This window comes from Streptomyces sp. NPDC047043, from assembly GCF_040644055.1.
Lineage (GTDB): Bacteria > Actinomycetota > Actinomycetes > Streptomycetales > Streptomycetaceae > Streptomyces.
Map to the genome: position 1 here is coordinate 108,509 of NZ_JBEYVO010000036.1, position 19,449 is coordinate 127,957.

Here is a 19,449-nt window from a genome sequence, read left to right on the forward strand (position 1 = left end):
CATCGCGCTACCGCCTGATCGCGTGCACGAGGAAGATGGAGGAGAGGGACGGCAGCCGGCAGGCCAGGCGGTCGAGCGGGCGCAGCGGACGCGGCACCCCGTGGAAGGGGGCGCCTTCCAGCCGTACGACCTCGAAGCCCGACGCCGTCACGAACTCCCGCAGGGCGCGCGCCGTGAACAGCCGCAGATGGCCCACGACTTGGCTGCCCGGTCTGCCGTGCACCCGGCGCAGGCTCACCTCCGAGAAGACGGGCTGGACGCCGGCGAGCAGCAGCGCCCGGTTGTACCAGGCGGCGAGGTTGGGCGTGGACAGCATCAGATGCCCGCCCGGCCGCAGCACCCGATGCAGCTCGTCAAGGGCGCCGTCGGGGTCGACGAGATGCTCGACGACCTCGCTGAACAGCACCGCGTCCGCGCTGCCGGAGGCGAACGGGAGCCCGCCGCCGGACAGTTCGCCCCGCACCACCTGCGGCAGCCGCCGCGCCGCCCGGCGCAGCGCGTCCTGCGACCAGTCGACGCCCACGATCCGGTGCCCGGCCAGCACACGCGCGGCGACGGCACCCGCCGAACCGTCCCCGCAGCCGACGTCGAGCACCGTGGCGGGCGCTCGGCCCGGCCGTACGGGCCCGAGCGCGCGGGCCAGCATCCGGGCCTGCCGCAGGCTGCGGTCCGTGCCGGAGGCGACCGGGACGGCCGGATCCTCGTAGAAGTCCCGCAACCCGGGGGCCTTGGCGGCAGAGGTGGTCATGGCGTGCTCCGGGGGCCGTACGTCAGGGAGAGGCACTCCTCGAAGAGGCGGGCCAAAGTATGGGCGGCGTCGTCGTCGAAGAGGTCGCGCGACCAGCGCAGCGTCAACTGCAGCCGCCCGCCGGTGGATGCCGCCGCCACGCTCAGTCCGCGGGGCATGCGCGCGGGCGCCGAGAACCACACGGCCTGGGCCCGCCCTGCCTCGCCGAAATCCAGCGGATACGGCACCCGCCCGATATTGCTGAGCAGCAGGGTCGAGGTCCAAGGGGCGACGGCCCGCCGCACCCCGCGGGTGAGCGCGCCGCGCACGCTGACCGGAAGCAGCGGAGCCGTCAGAAGAGCCGCCCCCGGCCCGAGCGGTGCGCGCCGCAGCGACTTCAGCACCCGGGTGCGCTGCGCAGTGGTGTGCAGCAACCGGGCCACGGCGGCCGGATCGGGACGCGGTGCCAGGAGCAGCAGCTCCTCATGGCGGTTCGCGGGCGACACCGGGACCTCGACCAGGCGGGTCCCGTTCCCGATGGGCATCGCCATGTCCAGGGAACGGTCGTCCACCGGCATCGTGATCCGCACCGGTCCGTAGCGCCTGCCCCGGGAGTGGTTCCAGCGGCCCGCCATCAGCGAGGCGGCAACCAGGAGTTGGTCGTTGACGGTCCAGGGAGCGGCCAAGTCCGGGACGGCATCCGGGTGTTGGGGCAGCGGCAGTTCCCTCAGCAGCATGCCGTTGCTGCGCACGACGGACCCTGCCGACGACAGCCCGGCGGAGGCCAGCCGCGCGGGCCGGGCCCATCCGGTACGGCGCAGGATGCCGTCCCCGTGCTGTTCGGAGCGCGATCGGCGCACGGGAGCGGGCACGTCCGCGACGGTGCCCTTGCCGGCGTAGAGCGCCGCGGTCGTGGCGAGCAGGCGCAGGCCGGCCGGTGCGTCGAGGGCGGTGTGGTGGAGGGCGAGGAGCAGGACGGTTCGTCTGGCGCTCGGGTTGATCACCTCCAGGCGCACCGGCGGCGACTGGGACAGCGGCGGGCACAGCGCGAGCGCCCGGGAGCGGGCCCGCGCCAGGGCGTCGGTCCCGCTCCCGGCGAAGCTCACCGGGTCCACGTCCGGCGTGCCGGTCAACTCCCACTCGTAGGACCGCCGATACCAACGGTGCGGCGCCTGGCGTACCAGGCTCCGCGGGTGGAGCAGCAGAGCCCGGTGGAAGGCGTCCCGCAGCCGCCGGGGATCGGGTCGGCCGGGCAGATGGACCTCGATGTGGACGGTCTCCGGCTCGACCTCGCTGAGACAGTGCCGGGAGACCTCGTCGACAGTGGGGAACGCCAGCCGTTTCGGAGCCGGCCATCTGCCGTGCCCGGTACGGGGGTTGGCTCCGAGCGCGGTCACCGCGCACCGGCCCGCTTGCCGCTCGGCGGTCTGCCGGTACCGACCGTGACGACGGCCGCGGACAGCGCCACCAGCGCCAGCACCTGGGCGAGCGCGCCGAATGCGCCGCGATCCGCGGAGACCGGCGAGCCCGCCCCCGTGGCCGCCGCGATGCCCGCCCCCGCCATGGCCACCGCCGCGACGGGGCCCAGGGCGCCGGGCCGCCACCGGGCGACCAGCGCGAGCGCGGGCACGATCAGGGCGAGGGGTCCCGCCACCAGCGCCATGACGGCGGTCAGCGCCACCGTCCCGAGCAGCAGCCCAGGCGTCGGAGGAACTTCCGTATCCCCGGCAGAAGTTGGAACGGTACGCCGCCGACCCGCCAGGGCGAGCGCCACGAGCGCCGCGACACCGACCGCCCCGCCGGCCAGCCCTGCCTCGTACAGCCCGGCGGGCTCGTACTCCATGCGCACGGTGCCGGAGTGGTCGGCCGGAATCAGCCAGGCCTGCTGCCAGCCGTCGAGCCGGACCGGCGTGAGCTTCTCGCCGTTCAGCGTGGCCCGCCAGCCCTCGTTGACGTTCTCGTACGTGCGCAGATACGACGCCTCGCCCGACCCGGCGGACACGGACACCGCGCGGCTGTCGCCGGTCCACTTGTCCACGGTGACCTCGCGGCCCGCCGTGCCGGAGAGGGCTCGCGGCTCGCCCTGGGACAGCGTGACGTCCGTGATGGCCAGCGGTCCGGCATCACCGGCCTCCAACCGGTGCTTGCCGGAGGCCAGTTCCAGGCGGCCGTCCTTCGCCGTGCCGGCGCACAGCGCCACCGTCACCGGCCGATGCTCCGTCAGGTCGCGGACCACGCCTGAAGCCTTCGTCGGGTGCAGCGTGCCGTCGACGTCCAGCGCCGGGCCCTGCCCGCACGGCAGCGAGAACCGCGCGTCCGGCTTCGGCTGCGACACCCGCAGATCGGCCAGTGCCGGTAGGTACAACTCGCCCAGGCCCACCGGCAGTTGAAGCCTCCCGTCGGCCACGGGGTTGTAGAGAGTCAGCGGTGCGGTCTTGGTGATCGTGATGTCGAGACGGTCCGTGGTGATCGCCCCGAACCGGGCGAGTCCATCGGAGTCAACACCGGCCGTCGCGGCGCCGTACGGCGAAGTGATCCGTATCTGCTCGGGACGGGCGGACAGGCCGCCCGCCGCCCCGAGGACCATCTGGTCGATCTTCCTCTTGCCGGGCCAGCGCAGATGGATCACGGGCCGGTCGCCGGCGATCCAGGCCGTCGTCAGGTCCCCGTCGACCAGGTTGCGCGGGCTGAGCGAGAGGCCGGTGCGGCTGGTCGAGTCGGCGGAGACGGTGATCCTGTTGCGCTGTCCCGGTGCGATTCGCTCCAGCAGCCGGTCCAGTGCATCGCCGGGTACGGGTACGGCCTGTGCCGAGATGGCGTACGCGGCCGGGTCCGAGGTGTCGAACTGCCGGTGCAGGCCTGATTCTTCCGTGGCCGGCGCAAGCGCGCCCGGGTCGGTTCCGCGGTGCATCGAGTACACCTGAGCGTCGGCCTCGGTGTACTTGGCATCGCTCGGAAGCGCCAGCAGCCGGGTCACCTGCACGCCCGGCACCGACACTTCGGAGAAACCGGCGCCGGACAGCCCCGGGTGCGCCGACTTCACGGCCAGGATCTCGACCTTCAGCCACTGCGCTCTGCCCTCGGGCGCCCGGACCGACTGCCGGGCCCCGTCCGCTCGCAGCGCGCTGACGGCCGAACCCCGGTCCGTCTCGATCCGCACCCGGGTGGGCGCCGGCCGCGTTGCGTCCGCGGCCAGCGGCGTCAGCCGGATCGACGACGGCACCTCGGTCGGCTCGGCGAAGTCGACCCTCAGCCACTGACCGGCCGCCCGGCCCGGGCTGCCTTCGGCCCAGGCGGTGTCCGGGTCGCCGTCGAAGGCGTTCACCGGGTCGTACTGCGGCAGTTGGAACAGCCAGTTGCCGCTGCTGGAGGCGGTCACCGAGGCCGCGCCGCGCAGCACGGCCGTCGTCTGGTGGTCGGCGCCGCGCACCGGCAGGATCTGCTTCGGCTGCTCGCCCGGGTCCTGCAGGCTGCCCGACGGGTTCCGCTCGGTCGGGGTGTACGTGTACGAGGTGTTGGCGTTGACCAGGCCGAAGCGGGTGTCGGCGCGGCGCATCCCGTCGGCCACGGCCTTGACCGCGGGCACACCGACTCCCGGATGAGCGTCCCCGGCCAGCACGGCCGGACGGTCGCGCAGCCCAGGGTCGGCGGACAGCTGGAGCAGCGCCTCGGGCCCGCCGCTCACGACGGCCGTGTCGCCGGCCGCGCCGATCCCGACGCGGCCGGGCTGCCCGGCGGCGCCCGCGGGCTCGTAGATCTCGACCGCCTGCAGACGCGGGTAGAGGCCCTGCACCTGGACGGGAGTGTCGGAGGGGATGCGTCCGGCGGTCACGAGCGGGCCGAAGCCGACGGCCCTGCGATAGCCGGAGGCCTCCAGGGTGCGCCGGACGGTCTGCGGCGGGACGTAGCCGATCTGGTCGGGGTCGAGATCATTGCGTACGACGACGTCGTACAGCCCCGCCCGGGCCAGATAGGACCTGAGGCCCGGCACCGCGCCGCCGGACGTCAGCGCCTGCTCGACCGCGTCCAGGGCACGGCGCGAACCGGGGGCATCGAACGGCACGAAGTCCCGCTGCGCCCAAGGGGACTTGGCCAGCACGTCGAAGGGCTGGTCGATGGGGGAGCCCCAGGTGTAGACGCCGTGCGCGGTGGCCGGGACGACCAGGGCACGGCTGTCCGCCGAGTGCGCGTCCAGCCAGTCGGCGGCCTGCTGCCAGTGGGCGGGCAGCTTGGTGAAGCCGCCCGGCTGGAGGATGCTGCCGTTCACATACGGCCAGGCCAGGCCCGGCAGGACGAGCAGCGCGGCGATCGCGGGCACGTACCGGCGGACACGCGGCGCCCGGATGCCCCGGCGTCCGGCGACGACCGCCGTCAGGTGGGTCAGGCCGAGGGCCAGCGCGAGGGCGAGGCCGGGCTGGAACTTGTAGATGTTGCGGAACGGCCGGAGCCAGCCGTCCAGCCACGTCTGCACGGTGTGGTGGAAGGGCGCGCCGAGGGAGCCGCCGTAGCCCGCGAGGGCGATCAGGACGACGGCCAGCACGGTCATGAGCAGCCAGCGCCGCTCCGTCAGATCCCGGCGGGCCAGCCCCGCAAGACCCAGCGCGGCGGCGAACGCCGAGCCGAGCACGGTGACGACGGAGGCGGCGACGGTCCAGCCGGCCGGCAGCCAGGCCTCGCCGAAGTCGAGGTACGCCACCCAGTTGCCCGCCCCGCGCAGCAGTTCCGTCGCGGACATGGTGGCGGTCGAGGTGTCCGCCTGCTCGACGTACGGCATGAAGTCCACGCCGTAGACGTGCAGAAGCAGCAGCGGCACCGTCCACCAGGCGGTCGCCAGCACCACCCCCGGAAGCCACCAGGCCAGCAGCGCGCGGCGCCGCGGCCCCTTCGGCCGGCTCAGCAGATACAGCCCGACCGGCAGCAGAGAGGCCAGAGTTGAGGCCGCATTGACCCCGCCCATGAAGGGGATGAGGAGGGCCGAGCGGGCGGCGGCGATCCGCGGGCTCGACGAAGCGGAGGTCAGCGGGAGCAGCACCCAGGGCAGCAGGGCTCCGGGCAGCGCGGCGGCGGACGTGGAGCCGACGACGATGGTGAAGGTGGGCCACAGCGCGTACGCCACCGCGCCCAGCAGCCGGGTCGCGGGCGTGCCCACCCGCAGCCGCTCGGCCAGCCGCAGCGCACCCCAGAACGCGGCGGTCACGACGACCGACAGCCACAGCCGCTCCGCGAGCCACACCGGCACGTGGATCAGATGCATCAGTGCGTAGTACGGCAGCATCGGGAAGGCGTAGCCGACGTTCTGGTCGGCGATTCCGCCGAACCCGGCGCGGTCGTGCCAGAGTTGACCGAGATCGCCGAGGAAGCGCAGCGGGTCTACGGCCACGGCGAGCTTGGTCTCGAAGGTCGTCCTGCCGGGGGACACCGCGAGGAACGCCGTCAGTACGGCCGCCCAGAACCCGAACAGCAGGCGCCGTCCGTGTCGCATCGCGGGTGGAGCCGTCGGTGCGGGGGCGGGGTGCGCGGGTGCCTGGACCGTAGTGCTCATGAACGTGCCTCGCTGGAGCGTGACTTGCGCAGGATCAGCAGGAGATTCCAGGTGGCGATCTCTCTCAGCCCGGGGACGCGGGTGATCGCGCCCGGGAAGAACGGCCAGTAGCGGGAGCGCGCCGACACGATGCCCACGTCCTCGCGGCCGCGGACATGGCGCAGGGTGGGACCGATGTGCAGGGGGAAGAGGTTCTCGCCGACGGTGTGCTTGGCCTCGCGCCCGGTGCGTCGGCGGTAGCGCTTGCGCGCCCGGTGCGCTCCGAAGTAGTGCCAGGGTGCGGTCTCGTGACCGCCCCACGGGGAGAGCCAGTTGGTGAAGGAGAGGTAGATGAGCCCGTCCGGCCTGGTCACCCGGACCATCTCGCTGAGGAAGGTCTCCGGGTCCGCCACGTGCTCCAGGACGTTGGAGGAGAAGCACACGTCCGCCACGCCGTCGGGCAGCGGCAGCAGATAGCCGTCGGCGACCACGGAGCCCTCCGGTGGACGACCACGCGAGGACAGCTCACGCAGATCGGGCTCGAAGAGAAAGCCGTGGGCACCTTGGCGGCGGAACTCCTCGGTGAAGTGCCCACCCGCACCGCCGACGTCCAGCACGATCCGGCCGTCCAGCTCCGTGTGCCGCGCCACCTGCGCAACCGCGTCGCGCGCGAGCAGCGTGTAGCAGCGATCGGGGTCGGACTGCTCCCGCATGAAGGCCCGGAACAGCGCGAGCGAACGGCGCAGGGAGGGGTCCCGCAGGGGACGTCGGACGAGTTCAGCCATGGCGGCCCGCCTGGCGCGGCGAGGGGATACCTGGCAGGAGGGGGCCGGTGGCCGGCGCGGGGAGGGCCGGGTCGGGCGCGGTTGACGGGCCGGTCATCTCGGTCGCATCGGACGGTATCGGTGGGCGGGACGGGATGGGCGGGCCGGAGGGCGCCGCCGGATCGGCGGGTATGGGCGAGTCCGGTGATACGGGTGCCTCGGCAGGCGTGGACAGGGCCGTGCGGCAGGCCTCGGCGGGGGTCGGTCGGCCCGTGGCGTCGGCTTCCGCGGGCTTGGTCAGGGCGGTGCGGCGGCTTTCTGCGGGCGTCGGGCGACTCGTGCCGTTGACCTCCGCGGGTGTCGAGCGGGCCGTGCCGCTGACCTCCGCGGGCTTGGTCGGGGCGGTGCGGCGGCTTTCTGCGGGCGTCGGGCGACTCGTGCCGTTGGCCTCCGCGGGTGTGGAGCGGGTCGTGTCGTGGTCCTCCGCGGGCTTGGTCGGGGCGGTGCGGCGGGTTTCTGCGGGCGTCGGGCGAGTCGTTCCGTTGACCTCCGCGGGTGTCGAGCCAGTCGTGTCGTGGTCCTCCGCGGGCTTGGTCAGGGCGGTGCGGCGGGTTTCTGCGGGCGTCGAGCGAGTCGTGCCGTGGTCGTCCGCGGGCGTCGAGCGACCCGCGGCGTAGCCCTCCGCGGACCTGGACACGTGGGTGCGGCAGGCCTCCGCGTGTGTCGACCGGGCTTGGCCAATGGCCTCCGCGAGCGTTGGTCCGCCCAGGCCGCACGCCTCTGTCGCCACCTCGCGGAACTGCCGGACCGTGCTGCTCCAGCGGAACTGTTCCGCACGGGCCTCGGCCGCGCGGCCCATGAGCGAGCGGCGTTCCTGGCTGAGGGCGAGGCTGCACCAGGCGGCGGCGAAGGAGCTCTCGCCGCCGGCCAGTACGCCCGTCACACCGTCCACGACGGAGTCACGCAGCCCCGGGACGTCGAAGCCGACGGCCGGGGTCGCCCGTGCGGCGGCCTCGGTGACCACCAGGCCCCAGCCCTCCACCAGGGACGGATGCAGCAGCAGCCATGCCTCGCACAGCAGCCGGTGCTTCTCGGCCTCCGAGACCCGGCCGGTGAACAGCACATCGGGACCGGCCATGGCCTGAAGCCGCTCCCGCTCGGGGCCGTCGCCGACGATCACGAGCCGCCCGCCGGTCACCGGACGCACCCGCTCCCACAGCCGCAGCAGCAGGTCGATGCGCTTGTACTCGACCAGCCGCCCCACGGCCACGAACAGCGGCTCGGCGGACTTGGGCAGCAGCGGTCCGGGGTCCTCGACCCCGTTGTGGACCACCCTGATCCGCTCCGGTGCCACGCCGATGCCGCGCAGCGCCGCCGCGGTGGAGTCGGACACGGCCACCATCAGGCTGTCGCGGTGCGAGCCCGACAGTGCCCAGTGCTCCAGCCTGCGGCCGAGGCGGGCGACCGGGCCGGGGAAGCGCATGTCCCACAGGTCCGTGTGCACATGGTTGACCAGGCACAACGTCGGGCCCTTGTGCCAGAGCGGAGCCAGGTACGGCATGCCGTTGCACACCTCAACCAGCAGATCGCAGTCGCCGACCTGACGGGCGTACGCCCGCCGGGCCCGCAGGAAGTGACCGGCGTCCCCGCCCGCCGACACCACGCGGTAGTCGCGGTACGCGGAAGGCCCACCGCACAGCAGGGTGACCTGGTGCCCGGCGGTGGTCAGCCCGCCGGCGATGCGGTCGACGAGCAGTTCCGAGCCGCCGGCGGCCGGGTTGCCCAGGTCACGGCGGGCGAGGAAGACGATCCGGCGGGGGAGCGGGGACGGGTCGGCGGCGGTGACGTCGGTGCCGGGACGAGCGCTGCGGGGATGAGCGGGGGCGAAGTGCTCCTGGCCGGGGACCAGGGAAGGAGCGTGCTGGGGCATCGGTGCTCCAACTCGTCGGTGGGGGATCTACGGGGCTCAAGGGGGAAGCCGGGCGTCCGGGAAGACACGTTGGGTGGTGACGTTGTGTGACGGTTGGGCCGGTCCGGGGGAACACAGGCTTACCGGTAGGTAACGTCAGTTTTCGGAAAGGCAGTTCGATCTGGCTACGCACCTACGTGACAATTTCCGTCCGGCCGCGGGCCCGGATCAGTCATCTGTGTGAGCCCTGTCGACCGCCTGTGAGGTGCCGCCCACCGCCGGGCGCCGCCGCCCGCGGACCAGAAGGATCATCCCTGCGGCCGCGAGCGCACCGCCCGCGACCGTGCCGAGCACGGGCGCGGTCTCCCCGAGGGCCTCCAGCCGCCGGCTGTCCCGCGACGTCTGCGCCACCTGGGCGCGCCGGGTCGCATCGGTGAACTCGAGCCGGTCGCTCGCCAGCAGCGTGACCGCGTCATGCCGGGCGCCGGGAGCCCGAAGAGTGACCTTCGGTGCGATCCGCGCGTTCATGATCCGGCCCGTACGGCGCTCCACCGCCAGCTCGATCCCCGCGTCGGCGTACCACTCCTCGGCCCGCACCCGACCCTGCCCCGGCCGCCCCATCAGCGCCCCGGGCACCTGGCGGAAAACGCCCGTCGGCTTCGGCGCCACGGTGCCGGCGAAGACGTAGCCCTCATGGCCGAGAACCGTCGTGGTGCCGGAGAACTTCAGCGGTACGGCCGCGCCCAGCACGTCGTCCCACCAGGTGTACGTACGTCGTCGCACGTCGAAGGGGAACTTCAGGTAGGCGTCGCCCCGGAACGACGGCTGCTCGCCGCAGCAGTGCACCGGCAGGTTGGTCCGCCGGTCGGTGACCCAGCGCTCGGTGGTCCACTGCAGCGACCTGCGCGGATCCCGCAGCGGCAGGGTCTTCGGGGTGTCGATCTGGGTGGAGACGTTCCACACCGCGTTCCCGCTGCGCTCGCTCGCGGCCACGTCGCCCACGATCCGGCGGGTGATCGTGATCCGCTTCCCGTCCACCGTGGCCAGGGCCGATGCGTCGAAGTAGCTGCCGGCCCCGGTGAGGACCGACGTCGTGTCGACGTCCAGGGGCGTGCGTTTGACGCGTGGCTCCACGTACTGGCCGAGCAGCTGGCCGAAGACCAGCACGAACACGCCCAAACCGAGCAGAGCGAGCGGCAGAACGGAAGCTGTACGGCGCATGAGGGCACTCCGGTGGCAGCGGAAAGATGCGAACCGTGCGACAGTGCGGAGAACGGTCCGGCTCACCCGGGGCGACAGCGGCCTACCGGGGAGTAAGTAGTTATGACCGGCGAAATTAAGCCGCTATTGACTCGGTGTCAACACCGACTTAATACTGATCGTGCCGGACCGGGCCGGAACGCTGGGTGACAACCTCATCGACCGAGAGGCTCCTCGTCCCCATGCAAAGAATCTTCGCCGCCGTCCTGACGTGCGTACTCTCCGCCGCCCTGGCCGCGGCCGCCGCCGTCGGCCTCGTCTCCGCCCTCAGCGCCACTCCCGAGCAGCCGAACGTGCCGCTCGTCACCTTCCCCGACCAGGCGGGCGACCGGGCGGCGCCCGCGCCCGTCGATGCACACCGCTGACCGCCAGGAGGTGCTGCCCGTGCCCGCGCCCCCCGCCTGGCACAAGGTGCCGCCGGAGCAGGTGCAGCGGTTCGCCGGCCTGGCCATGCAGCAGGTCCCGTACATCGCGCAGGACATCCTGCGCGCCATGCGCGAGGAGTACCCGGGCCTGGAGCTCACCACCGACGAAAAGGGCGAGCCGAAGGCACTCCTGGCGATCAGGCTGGCGCTGGAGAACTTCGTGGCCCGGCTGACGGCCGACATCGAACGGCCCCGCGAACTCCCAGAAGTGTTCCGGGAGTTCGGCCGCACCCAGGCCGAGCGGGGACGGCGCTTCGACTCCCTCCAGGCGATCTACCGGCTGAACGTACGACTGGCCTGGCGCAGCCTCGCCGAGATCGGGCAGAAGGTCGACATGCCCCCGCCCGCGATGTACGAGCTCGCCGAGTCCGCGTTCGAGTACCTCGACGAGCTCGTGTCCCATTCGCTGGACGGATACGCCGAGGTCGCCGCGGGCCAGGCCGGGGAGCGCCTGCGCCGCCGGCGGCTGCTGATCGACCTGCTCCTCACCGAGCACCGCACCGACCCGACCCCGGCCCTCGCCGAACGCGCCGCCGCCCTCGAGTGGCCCCTGCCCGCCGAGGTCGCCGTGGTGGTCCTGCTCCGTCCCGCCCAGCAACTGGTCACTCCCGCCCTCGGCGAGGAGGTCCTGCAGGACATGGAGGGCGAACACCCCCGCCTGGTGCTTCCCGACCCCGACGCACCCGGCCGCATCGAGCGGCTGCACCGCGCCATGGGCGGCTGGTCCGGCGCGATCGGCCCCGGCGTGCCCGTGACACGGGCCGCCATCTCACTGCGCTGGGCGGCGGCGGCCGTCGGACTGATCCAGCAGGGACTGCTTCCCCAGGACCGGCTGCTGCGCTGCAGCGACCACACCGAAGCGCTTGTCCTGCTCCCCGCCGAGGAACTGATCGACGACCTCGCCCGCCGCCGGCTGGCCCAACTGGCCGAAGCCGGACCGGAACACGCCCGCCGCCTGGCCGAGACGCTGCTCGCCTGGCTGCAGACCCAGGGCGGCGCACCCGAGGTGGCCGCCCGGCTCGGCGTCCACCCCCAGACCGTACGCAACCGCCTGCGCCAGATCCGGGACCTGTGGGGCGAGGACCTGGACGACCCCGACCGCCGCTTCGAGCTCGAACTGGCCCTGCGGACACGGCGGTTGCGCGGAGAGCTGTCCGCCCCCGGCGAATGAACGGTCAGGCGGCGGCCTCCGCCTGCGCCACCAGGTCGAGTGCGATGTCGGTGATCATGTCCTCCTGACCGCCGACCATGCCGCGGCGGCCGACCTCGACCAGGATGGTCCGGGTGTCCAGGCCGTAGCGGGCGGCGGCGGTCTCGGCGTGGCGCAGGAAGCTGGAGTACACGCCCGCGTAGCCGAGGCTGAGCGTCTCGCGGTCCACTCGCACCTCGCGGTCCTGCAGCGGTCGTACGACATCGTCGGCCGCGTCCATCAGCGGGAACAGGTCGCAGGCGTGCTCCCAGCCCATCAGGTCGGCGACCGCGACGAACGCCTCCAGCGGACAGTTGCCCGCCCCCGCGCCCTGTCCGGCGAGCGAGGCGTCGACGCGTACCGCGCCGTTCTCGACGGCGACCACACTGTTGGCGACACCGAGGCCCAGGTTGTGGTGGGCGTGGATGCCCAACTCCGTAGCCGGGTCGAGGACTTCGCGGTAGGCGCGGAAGCGGTCGCGGACGCCGTCCATCGTCAACCGGCCGCCGGAGTCGGTGACGTACACGCAGTGGGCGCCGTAGGACTCCATCAGCTTGGCCTGGCGGGCGAGTTCGGCGGGCTCTGCCATGTGGGACATCATCAGGAACCCGGCGACGTCCATGCCCAACTCGCGGGCCGCGGCGATGTGCTGGGCGGCGATGTCGGCCTCGCTGCAGTGCGTGGCGATGCGCACCGAGCGGATGCCCAGGGTGTGCGCCTGCCGCAGGTCGTGCAGGGTGCCGATGCCGGGCAGCAGCAGGGTGGTGGGCACCGCGTGCTGAGTGACGTCGGTGACGGCCTCGATCCACTCCCAGTCGGTGTGCGCGCCGACGCCGTAGTTGATGCTGGAGCCGGACAGCCCGTCGCCGTGCGCGATCTCGATCGCGGCCACACCGGCGGCGTCGAGCGCGGCCGCGATGGTGCGGGCCTGGGCGACGGTGTAACGGTGGCGTACGGCGTGCATGCCGTCCCGCAGGGTCACGTCCTGGACGTACAGACGGGTCATCGGGCTGCCACCTCCGTGGCGGTCATGCGCTCCGCGGTGCGCAGCGCGGCCGAGGTCATGATGTCGAGGTTGCCGGCGTAGGCCGGGAGGTAGTGGGCGGCGCCCTCGACCTCCAGGAAGACGGACACCTTCAGGGCGTCGCCGGCGCCGGGAGCGAGGGTGCGCAGGGGGTCGTCGGACGCCACCCGCTCGAACTGCACCTTCTGCTTGAGCCGGTAGCCGGGCGCATACGCCTGCACCCGGCCGACCATCTCCTCCACGGACGCGGCGACGGCCTCGGTGGCGCAGTCGGAGACCAGGCAGTGCACGGTGTCCCGCATGATCAGCGGGGGTTCGGCCGGGTTGAGCACGATGATCGCCTTGCCGCGCGCGGCGCCGCCGACCTGCTCGATGGCGGAGGACGTGGTCTCGGTGAATTCGTCGATGTTCGCCCGGGTGCCGGGACCGGCCGAGCGGGAGGCGATGGAGGCGACGATCTCGCCGTAGTGCACCGGGCTCACGGAGTTGACGGCCGCGACGATCGGGATCGTGGCCTGGCCGCCGCAGGTGACCATGTTGACGTTCGGCGCGTCGAGATGGGCGTCGCCGTTGACGGGCGGCACGACGTACGGGCCGATGGCGGCGGGGGTCAGGTCGACGAGGGTGCGCCCCAGCGGGCGCAGGACGTCGTCGTGGTGGCGGTGGGCGCCGGCCGAGGTGGCGTCGAAGACGATGTCGACGTCGGTGAACTCGTCCAGCTTCACGAGGCCTTCGACGCCCTCGTGGGTGGTGGCGACCTTCAGTCGGCGGGCGCGGGCCAGGCCGTCGGAGTCCGGGTCGATCCCGGCCATCGCGGCGATCTCCAGGCGCTCCGACAGCCGCAGGATCTTGATCATGAGGTCGGTGCCGATGTTGCCTGACCCGATGACAGCGACCTTGGTCTTGCTGCTCACTTCCGGGCTCCTTCCGGGGCGAACCCGACCCGCACGGAGCCCAGGTCCGGGATGTGGGCCTCGAACGCGTCACCGGGGGCGGCCGGAGCCATCGGGCCCAGGGCCCCGGTCAGCACGAGGTCGCCGGCGCGCAGCGGGTCGCCGCGCTCCGCGAGGGCGGAGGCCAGCCAGACCGCCGCGTTCAGGGGGCTGCCCAGGCAGGCGGCGCCGGTGCCCTCGGAGGCGGTCTCGCCGTTCCGGGTCATGCTCATCGTCACGGCACGCAGGTCGACCGCGGTGAGCGGCACGGGCGTGGCGCCGAGGACGTACAGGCCGCAGGAGGCGTTGTCGGCGACCGTGTCCACGAGCGAGATGTCCCAGCCCGCGATACGGCTGTCCACGATCTCCAGCGCGGGCAGCGCGAAGTCGACCGCGCGCAGCACGTCGACGACCGTGCACTCCCGGTGCGGCAGATCCCGACCCAGCACCAGCGCGACCTCGGCCTCCACCTTGGGCTGCAGCAGCCGCCCGGCGGGCACCTCACCGCCGTCGGCCACCGCCATGTCCGCGAACAGCGCGCCGAAGTCCGGCTGGTCCACGCCGAGTTGGCGCTGCACCGCCGGGGAGGTCAGGCCGATCTTGCGGCCGATGATCCGGCGCCCGGCGTCCAGCCCGCGCCGGACGTTCAGCTGCTGCACGGCGTACGCGGCCTCGAGATCGCCGTCGTCGAGGAGGCCGCGCACCGGAGCGCAGGCGACCTGGGTGCGGGTGGCCTCCTCCAGCAGGTCGGCGGCCTTGACCACGGCCAGTGGGGCGGGGTTCGACACGGGATGCCTCCAAGGGGCAGGAGAAGCGGTGACTCGGAATCGATATAGACAGTCGGCCGACGAACACACAAACTTTGTTCCGTGGCACGGAACAGTGCGAACGGCAGCATGCTGGAGAAGGCGGCGGTCATCCTCGATTCCTTCGAGCCGAGTGGTGGCCCGTTCCGCCTGTCGGAACTCTCGGAGCACACGGGCATCCCCAAGCCGACGGTGCACCGGCTGGCGGCGGACCTCGTCCGGCTGGGCTGGCTGGAGCGCTCGGGCCCGCAGTACCGGCTCGGCGCGAAACTCTTCGAGCTCGGCTCGCTCGTCCCGCACCGGCTCGACCTCCGCGAGACGGCCCTGCCCTTCCTGCAGGACCTGTTCGAAGCCACCCGCGAGACCGTCCACCTCGGAGTCCGCGAGGGCATGGAGGTCGTCTACCTCGAGCGCATGCACGGCCACGAGGCGCTGCAACTGCCCTCCCGCATCGGCGGCAGCCTGCCCCTGAGCTGTACCGGGGTGGGCAAGGCGCTGCTCGCCTTCTCCGGCCCGGAGCTGACCGAGGAGCTGCTGTCCGGGCCGCTGCCGCGCCTGACGCCGTACTCCATCACCGACCCGGCACGCCTGCGCACGACCCTGGAGAAGATCCAGGTCTCGGGTCTCGCCTACGAGGAGCAGGAGGCCGCCCTCGGCGTCAGCTGCATCGCGGCTCCCGTCTTCGCCGGCGGCACCACGGTCGCCGCCCTCTCGGTGGCCGTCCCCCGAGCACGCTTCAGCCCCGCCCAACTCGCGCCCGCGGTACGGACGGCGGCGCTGGGGTTGTCGCGGGTGCTGCGTGGGGGTGGCTGACAGGCCGGCTGCTCGGGTGCTCCAGCCGTCGTGTGGGCCAGTGTTCGCCGCCATGCGGGTCACTTCGGCGATCTTCCGGCCGGCGATCTCGCGGACCTCGAGGAACACCGTCCGCCCGCGCGGCTGCGTCGGCCGCCACTTCAGCGCCGGCAGGAGACCGCGGCGCAGGAAATCCGGCGCGCCGACCAGTGACTTCGCCCCGTTCGCCGCCATGGCGGTCACCCGCTGCAGGGGAGTGCGCGGCCCGGTCGTGCGATGCGCCCTCCCGTCGTACCGGCGCTTGACCGTCTCCGGGACCGAGCTTACCGTATCGACCATTCCAATTGTAGTAATCGCTACAGCAAGAGCCGTGACGGGCGGGACGACAGTGAGGTGGCCTGGTGAGTGAAGTCAGCGCCGAGGACAGAGCCGAGGGCAGTGCGTACGACGTGGCGGTGATCGGCTACGGGCCCACGGGGGTGACCGCCGCGAACCTGCTCGGGGCGCTGGGCCTGCGGGTCGTGGTGATCGAGCGGGACGCGGAGGTCTTCTCCCGGGCCCGGGCGATCTCCACCGACGAGGAGGTCGTACGGATCTGGCAGCGCATCGGCCTGGCCGAACGGCTCAAGCAGGACATGCTGGCCGAGCGGCCGCTCGACTTCGTCGACGCCCGCGGCCGGACCTTCGTCAGCGCGCATCCCACCCCGCGCGGCCACGGCCACCCGCCGCAGATGTTCATCTACCAGCCCGCCCTCGAGCAGGTCCTGCGCCACGGGGCCGAGCGCTACCCGAACGTGGAGATCCTGCTGCGGCACGAGTGCCTGCGGCTGCGCCAGGACGCCGACGGCGTCGAGCTCACCGTGGTCTCCACAAGCGACGATTCCGTACGACGCCTGCGCGCGCAGTACGTCATCGCGGCCGACGGCGGCTCCAGCCTCACCCGCGCGCAGCTCAACGTGGGCTACGAGGGCCGCACTTACGAGGACCGCTGGGTGGTCATCGACACCGAGATGCTCAAGCCGTGGCCGGACCACGACCGGCTGCGCTTCCGCTGCGACCCGGCCCGCCCGGCGGTCGACTGCCCGACCCCGCTGGGCCACCACCGCTGGGAGTTCCCGATCCTGCCCGGCGACGACGAGACGTACCTGACCACCGACGACGCGATCCACTCCATGGTCGCCACGTACGGCATAGGCCGGGACCAGATCAGGATCCTGCGGGCCACCGTCTACAGCCATCACGTCCGCTTCGCCGCCCGCTTCCGCGTCGGCCGGGTCTTCCTCGCCGGTGACGCCGCCCACGCCATGCCGCCGTGGATCGGCCAGGGCATGGCGGCCGGGGTGCGGGACGCGGCCAACCTGTGCTGGAAGCTCGACGCCGTGCTGCGCGGGCAGCTGCCCGAGTCGGTCCTCGACTCCTACGAGGCCGAGCGCAAACCGCACGTCAAGGAGGTCACCGAGCGGGCGGTGTTCGTCGGCCGGATCATCACCGAGCGGCGGCGCGCGGTCACCCGGGTCCGCGACTCGGTCATGCCGCTCCTCAACCGCGTCACGGGCTTCAGCGACTGGCTGCAGGACTCCAACTGGATCCCCGTCGCCCACTACAACGACGGCTTCCAGGCCCGGCCCCGCACCAAGGCCTCCGGCCACCAGATCCCACAACCCTGGGTGACCGGCCCCGACGGCGAACGCGTACGCCTGGACGACGTGCTCGGCGGGCGCTGGCTGCTGCTGCACCTCGGGCTGCCCACCCCGCAGCCGGCGTGGCAGCGCCTGGGCGTCGAGTCGCTGGCCGTCCGGCCGGCGGGCTCCCGGCCGGCCGAGGGCACGGTCGTCGACAGCGACGGCGTCCTGCTGCCCTGGCTGACCGGGCGCCGCGTGGCCACCCTCGCCCTGCGCCCGGACGCCTACGTCTACGCCGCCGCGCCCGCCGGAGCCCAACTCCCGCCGCCGCCCGCCGGATTCGCCCCGGCACCGCACCCGACCGTGACCGCCACCGCCTGAGGACACCATGACCACGTACGCCGCACCGCCGTCGATGCAGGAGTCGCTGCTCGACGTCGCAGGCAAGAAGATCTTCGTCGCCGAGACGGGCGACGGCCCGCCCGTCCTGCTCCTGCACGGTGGCGGCCCCGGCGCCTCCGGCGTCTCCAACTACGCACGGAACATCGGGGAGTTGGCCAAGGAGTACCGGGTCATCGTGCCCGACCTGCTCGGCTACGGCCGCAGCACCAAGGGAGTCGACGGCGCCGACCCGTTCGGCCACCTGGCCGACGGAGTGCGCGGGCTGATGGACCAACTCGGCCTGCAGCGCGCCCATTTGGTGGGCAACTCCTATGGCGGCGCCGCCGCCCTGCGCCTCGCCCTGGACGCCCCCGACCGCGTCGACCGTATGGTCCTGATGGGCCCCGGCGGCATCGGCACCACCCGCGCCCTGCCCACGCCGGGCCTGAGTAGCCTGCTCAACTACTACTCCGGGGACGGCCCTTCGCGCCTGAAGCTGGAGAGGTTCATCCGCACCTACCTGGTCTTCAATGCCGCCGACGTCCCCGACTCCGTGATCGACGCACGCTACGAGGCCAGCATCGACCCCGAGGTCGTCGCGGCCCCCCCGCTGCGCCGCCCGTCCGGCCCGAACGCCCTGCGCACCCTGTGGAAGATGGACTTCACCCGCGACCGGCGCCTGGACCGGCTGCCGGTGCCGACCCTGGTGCTGTGGGGCGCCGCGGACCAGGTCAACCGGCCCGCCGGCGGCCGGATGCTGGCCGCGCGCATGCCCAACTGCGACCTGTACGAGGTGGCCAACACCGGCCACTGGGTGCAGTTCGAACGCGCCGAGCTCTTCAACCGGCTGTGCGCCGACTTCCTGGCAGGCCGCCGATGAACGCGGACGTCTTCGGCTCGGTCCACCTCGGTTACCTCGTCATCGAGACCAACCGCTTCGCCGACTGGCGCCGCTTCGGCACCGACGCCATCGGTATGCACCGCGACGACCTCGACACCGACGTCGTACGCTTCCGCCTCGACGACCAGGAGTGCCGCTTCCTTCTCAGGCGCGGCCCGGCCGAGGACGTCGTGGCCACCGGCTGGCACATCGACGACCACGCCACCTTCGAGCGGATCGAGGCCCGCGTACGGGCCCACGGCGTGCCGGTGCTCGAAGGCGCCAAGGAAGAAGCGCAGTTGCGCGGCGTCGAACGCCTGCTGCGCTTTCCCGGCCCCAAGGGCATCACCCAGGAGATCTACACCACGCCCGTGACCTCGGCCGAGCCGCTGCGGATGCTCGCCTCCGGCTGGGTCACCGGCGACTCCGGAATGGGCCACGTCGCCATCACCTCCGCCAAACCGGCCCTGATGCGCGGCTACTTCAACACCGTCTTCGACGCCCGTCTCACCGACTACATCGACGAGACCATCAGCGGCATCAAGCTCAAGATCCGCTTCCTGCGGGTCGACCAACGCCACCACTCCATCGCCATCGCCGCCGTGCGCGGCCTGCCCGTCGACCCGATCCGCACCCGCGTCCAGCACCTCAACATCCAGGCGGCGAGCCTCGACGACCTCGCCCGCAGCTACGAGCGCGTGCACGAACTCGGCTTCGACATGGCCCTGTCCGTCGGACAGCACACCAACGACAAGGAACTCTCCTACTACGCCCGCACCCCCTCGGGCTTCGAGTGGGAGGTCGGCTGGAACCCGATCGTCGTCGACGAGACCACCTGGCAGCCCAGCACCCACCAGGGCATCAGCATCTGGGGCCACACCCCGGTGGGCCGGACCATCATCGACACACTCGACCAGTTCCGCCTCGGCGCCCGCTCCCTGGCCCGCCCGGAGAAGACGGTGCCGGCGCTCAGCGGCGCGGGCCTTCCCGACGACTGATGGCCCCGGCCGGACCGGTCCCCCCACCGGTCCGGGCCGATCGCCTTCCTGGCGGTCATCGGCCCGTCCCTGCCGCTGCGTGCTTGCCGGGCCCGAGACGGCCGACTTCTGCAACGGGACCGGATCAGTCCGCTCTACCTTCTTGATCGGGTTGATCGAGCCATTCGTAGGGTTGGGTCGCCCAGGGGTGCTGGGTGTGGCTATCAGTCCGCTGCCGTC

Annotated in this window: 14 protein-coding genes and 1 pseudogene; 6 read left to right on the plus strand and 9 right to left on the minus strand. The window is 72.6% G+C overall.

Annotated elements, in window-relative coordinates; genetic code table 11:
• Positions 1-7 precede the first annotated feature (7 nt).
• The 6 genes and pseudogenes from ABZ880_RS43300 to ABZ880_RS43325 form a co-directional block, all read right to left on the minus strand.
• Complete coding sequence (locus ABZ880_RS43300; protein ID WP_361275481.1) at positions 8-748, minus strand: methyltransferase domain-containing protein; 741 nt, start codon at positions 746-748, stop codon at positions 8-10.
• Entirely contained in the window at positions 745-2,124 is a 1,380-nt protein-coding gene (locus ABZ880_RS43305; protein WP_361275483.1) for a condensation protein, read from the minus strand. Before ABZ880_RS43305 ends, ABZ880_RS43300 begins: the two co-directional genes overlap by 4 nt.
• Positions 2,121-6,269, minus strand: a complete 4,149-nt coding sequence (locus ABZ880_RS43310; protein WP_361275486.1) for an alpha-(1->3)-arabinofuranosyltransferase family protein — start codon at positions 6,267-6,269, stop codon at positions 2,121-2,123. The genes ABZ880_RS43305 and ABZ880_RS43310 overlap by 4 nt, the downstream gene beginning before the upstream one ends.
• Positions 6,266-7,033 (minus strand): class I SAM-dependent methyltransferase, encoded by a 768-nt coding sequence (locus tag ABZ880_RS43315; RefSeq protein ID WP_361275489.1) that lies wholly within the window; start codon positions 7,031-7,033, stop codon positions 6,266-6,268. The genes ABZ880_RS43310 and ABZ880_RS43315 overlap by 4 nt, the downstream gene beginning before the upstream one ends.
• Before the next feature lie 754 nt (positions 7,034-7,787).
• A pseudogene (locus ABZ880_RS43320) lies at positions 7,788-8,942 on the minus strand (glycosyltransferase family 4 protein); the annotation flags it as partial.
• A 207-nt stretch (positions 8,943-9,149) separates the two neighbouring features.
• Positions 9,150-10,142 (minus strand): DUF3068 domain-containing protein, encoded by a 993-nt coding sequence (locus tag ABZ880_RS43325; protein WP_361275491.1) that lies wholly within the window; start codon positions 10,140-10,142, stop codon positions 9,150-9,152.
• Positions 10,143-10,363: 221 nt separating this feature from the next.
• Between ABZ880_RS43325 and ABZ880_RS43330 the strand changes: the two genes are divergently transcribed.
• Complete coding sequence (locus ABZ880_RS43330) at positions 10,364-10,546, plus strand: hypothetical protein (protein WP_361275493.1); 183 nt, start codon at positions 10,364-10,366, stop codon at positions 10,544-10,546.
• An 85-nt stretch (positions 10,547-10,631) separates the two neighbouring features.
• A complete protein-coding gene (locus tag ABZ880_RS43335; RefSeq protein WP_361275521.1) occupies positions 10,632-11,777 on the plus strand; it encodes a helix-turn-helix domain-containing protein in 1,146 nt (381 codons plus the stop codon).
• A 4-nt stretch (positions 11,778-11,781) separates the two neighbouring features.
• Here ABZ880_RS43335 and dmpG read toward each other — a convergent pair whose 3' ends face one another.
• From dmpG to mhpD, 3 genes are read right to left on the minus strand one after another with little or no spacing between them, the layout of a single operon-like run.
• Positions 11,782-12,801, minus strand: coding sequence for a 4-hydroxy-2-oxovalerate aldolase (dmpG, locus tag ABZ880_RS43340; RefSeq protein WP_361275496.1), 1,020 nt, complete (start codon positions 12,799-12,801; stop codon positions 11,782-11,784).
• A complete protein-coding gene (locus ABZ880_RS43345; protein WP_361275498.1) occupies positions 12,798-13,733 on the minus strand; it encodes an acetaldehyde dehydrogenase (acetylating) in 936 nt (311 codons plus the stop codon). Before ABZ880_RS43345 ends, dmpG begins: the two co-directional genes overlap by 4 nt.
• Positions 13,730-14,539 carry a 2-keto-4-pentenoate hydratase gene (gene mhpD / locus ABZ880_RS43350; RefSeq protein ID WP_361275500.1) on the minus strand — a complete coding sequence of 270 codons (810 nt, stop codon included), beginning with the start codon at positions 14,537-14,539 and terminating at the stop codon, positions 13,730-13,732. The genes ABZ880_RS43345 and mhpD overlap by 4 nt, the downstream gene beginning before the upstream one ends.
• A 108-nt stretch (positions 14,540-14,647) precedes the next feature.
• Between mhpD and ABZ880_RS43355 the strand changes: the two genes are divergently transcribed.
• The 4 genes from ABZ880_RS43355 to ABZ880_RS43370 all read left to right on the plus strand — a co-directional run bounded on the left by ABZ880_RS43355 (position 14,648) and on the right by ABZ880_RS43370 (position 19,230).
• Entirely contained in the window at positions 14,648-15,370 is a 723-nt protein-coding gene (locus tag ABZ880_RS43355; RefSeq protein WP_361275524.1) for an IclR family transcriptional regulator, read from the plus strand.
• A gap of 380 nt (positions 15,371-15,750) precedes the next feature.
• Positions 15,751-17,352, plus strand: coding sequence for a bifunctional 3-(3-hydroxy-phenyl)propionate/3-hydroxycinnamic acid hydroxylase (locus tag ABZ880_RS43360; protein WP_361275503.1), 1,602 nt, complete (start codon positions 15,751-15,753; stop codon positions 17,350-17,352).
• Positions 17,353-17,359: 7 nt separating this feature from the next.
• Positions 17,360-18,232 (plus strand): alpha/beta hydrolase, encoded by an 873-nt coding sequence (locus tag ABZ880_RS43365; RefSeq protein ID WP_361275506.1) that lies wholly within the window; start codon positions 17,360-17,362, stop codon positions 18,230-18,232.
• A complete protein-coding gene (locus ABZ880_RS43370) occupies positions 18,229-19,230 on the plus strand; it encodes a VOC family protein (RefSeq protein WP_361275508.1) in 1,002 nt (333 codons plus the stop codon). The genes ABZ880_RS43365 and ABZ880_RS43370 overlap by 4 nt, the downstream gene beginning before the upstream one ends.
• Positions 19,231-19,449 lie beyond the last annotated feature (219 nt).

Coding starts and splice junctions, on each gene's coding strand:
- ABZ880_RS43365 (WP_361275506.1), top strand. CDS start 17,360: ATGACCACGTACGCCGCACCGCCGTCGATGCAGGAGTCGCTGCTCGAC.
- ABZ880_RS43355 (WP_361275524.1), top strand. CDS start 14,648: ATGCTGGAGAAGGCGGCGGTCATCCTCGATTCCTTCGAGCCGAGTGGT.
- ABZ880_RS43325 (WP_361275491.1), bottom strand. CDS start 10,142: ATGCGCCGTACAGCTTCCGTTCTGCCGCTCGCTCTGCTCGGTTTGGGC.
- ABZ880_RS43310 (WP_361275486.1), bottom strand. CDS start 6,269: ATGAGCACTACGGTCCAGGCACCCGCGCACCCCGCCCCCGCACCGACG.
- ABZ880_RS43335 (WP_361275521.1), top strand. CDS start 10,632: ATGCAGCAGGTCCCGTACATCGCGCAGGACATCCTGCGCGCCATGCGC.
- dmpG (WP_361275496.1), bottom strand. CDS start 12,801: ATGACCCGTCTGTACGTCCAGGACGTGACCCTGCGGGACGGCATGCAC.
- ABZ880_RS43300 (WP_361275481.1), bottom strand. CDS start 748: ATGACCACCTCTGCCGCCAAGGCCCCCGGGTTGCGGGACTTCTACGAG.
- ABZ880_RS43330 (WP_361275493.1), top strand. CDS start 10,364: ATGCAAAGAATCTTCGCCGCCGTCCTGACGTGCGTACTCTCCGCCGCC.
- ABZ880_RS43370 (WP_361275508.1), top strand. CDS start 18,229: ATGAACGCGGACGTCTTCGGCTCGGTCCACCTCGGTTACCTCGTCATC.
- ABZ880_RS43315 (WP_361275489.1), bottom strand. CDS start 7,033: ATGGCTGAACTCGTCCGACGTCCCCTGCGGGACCCCTCCCTGCGCCGT.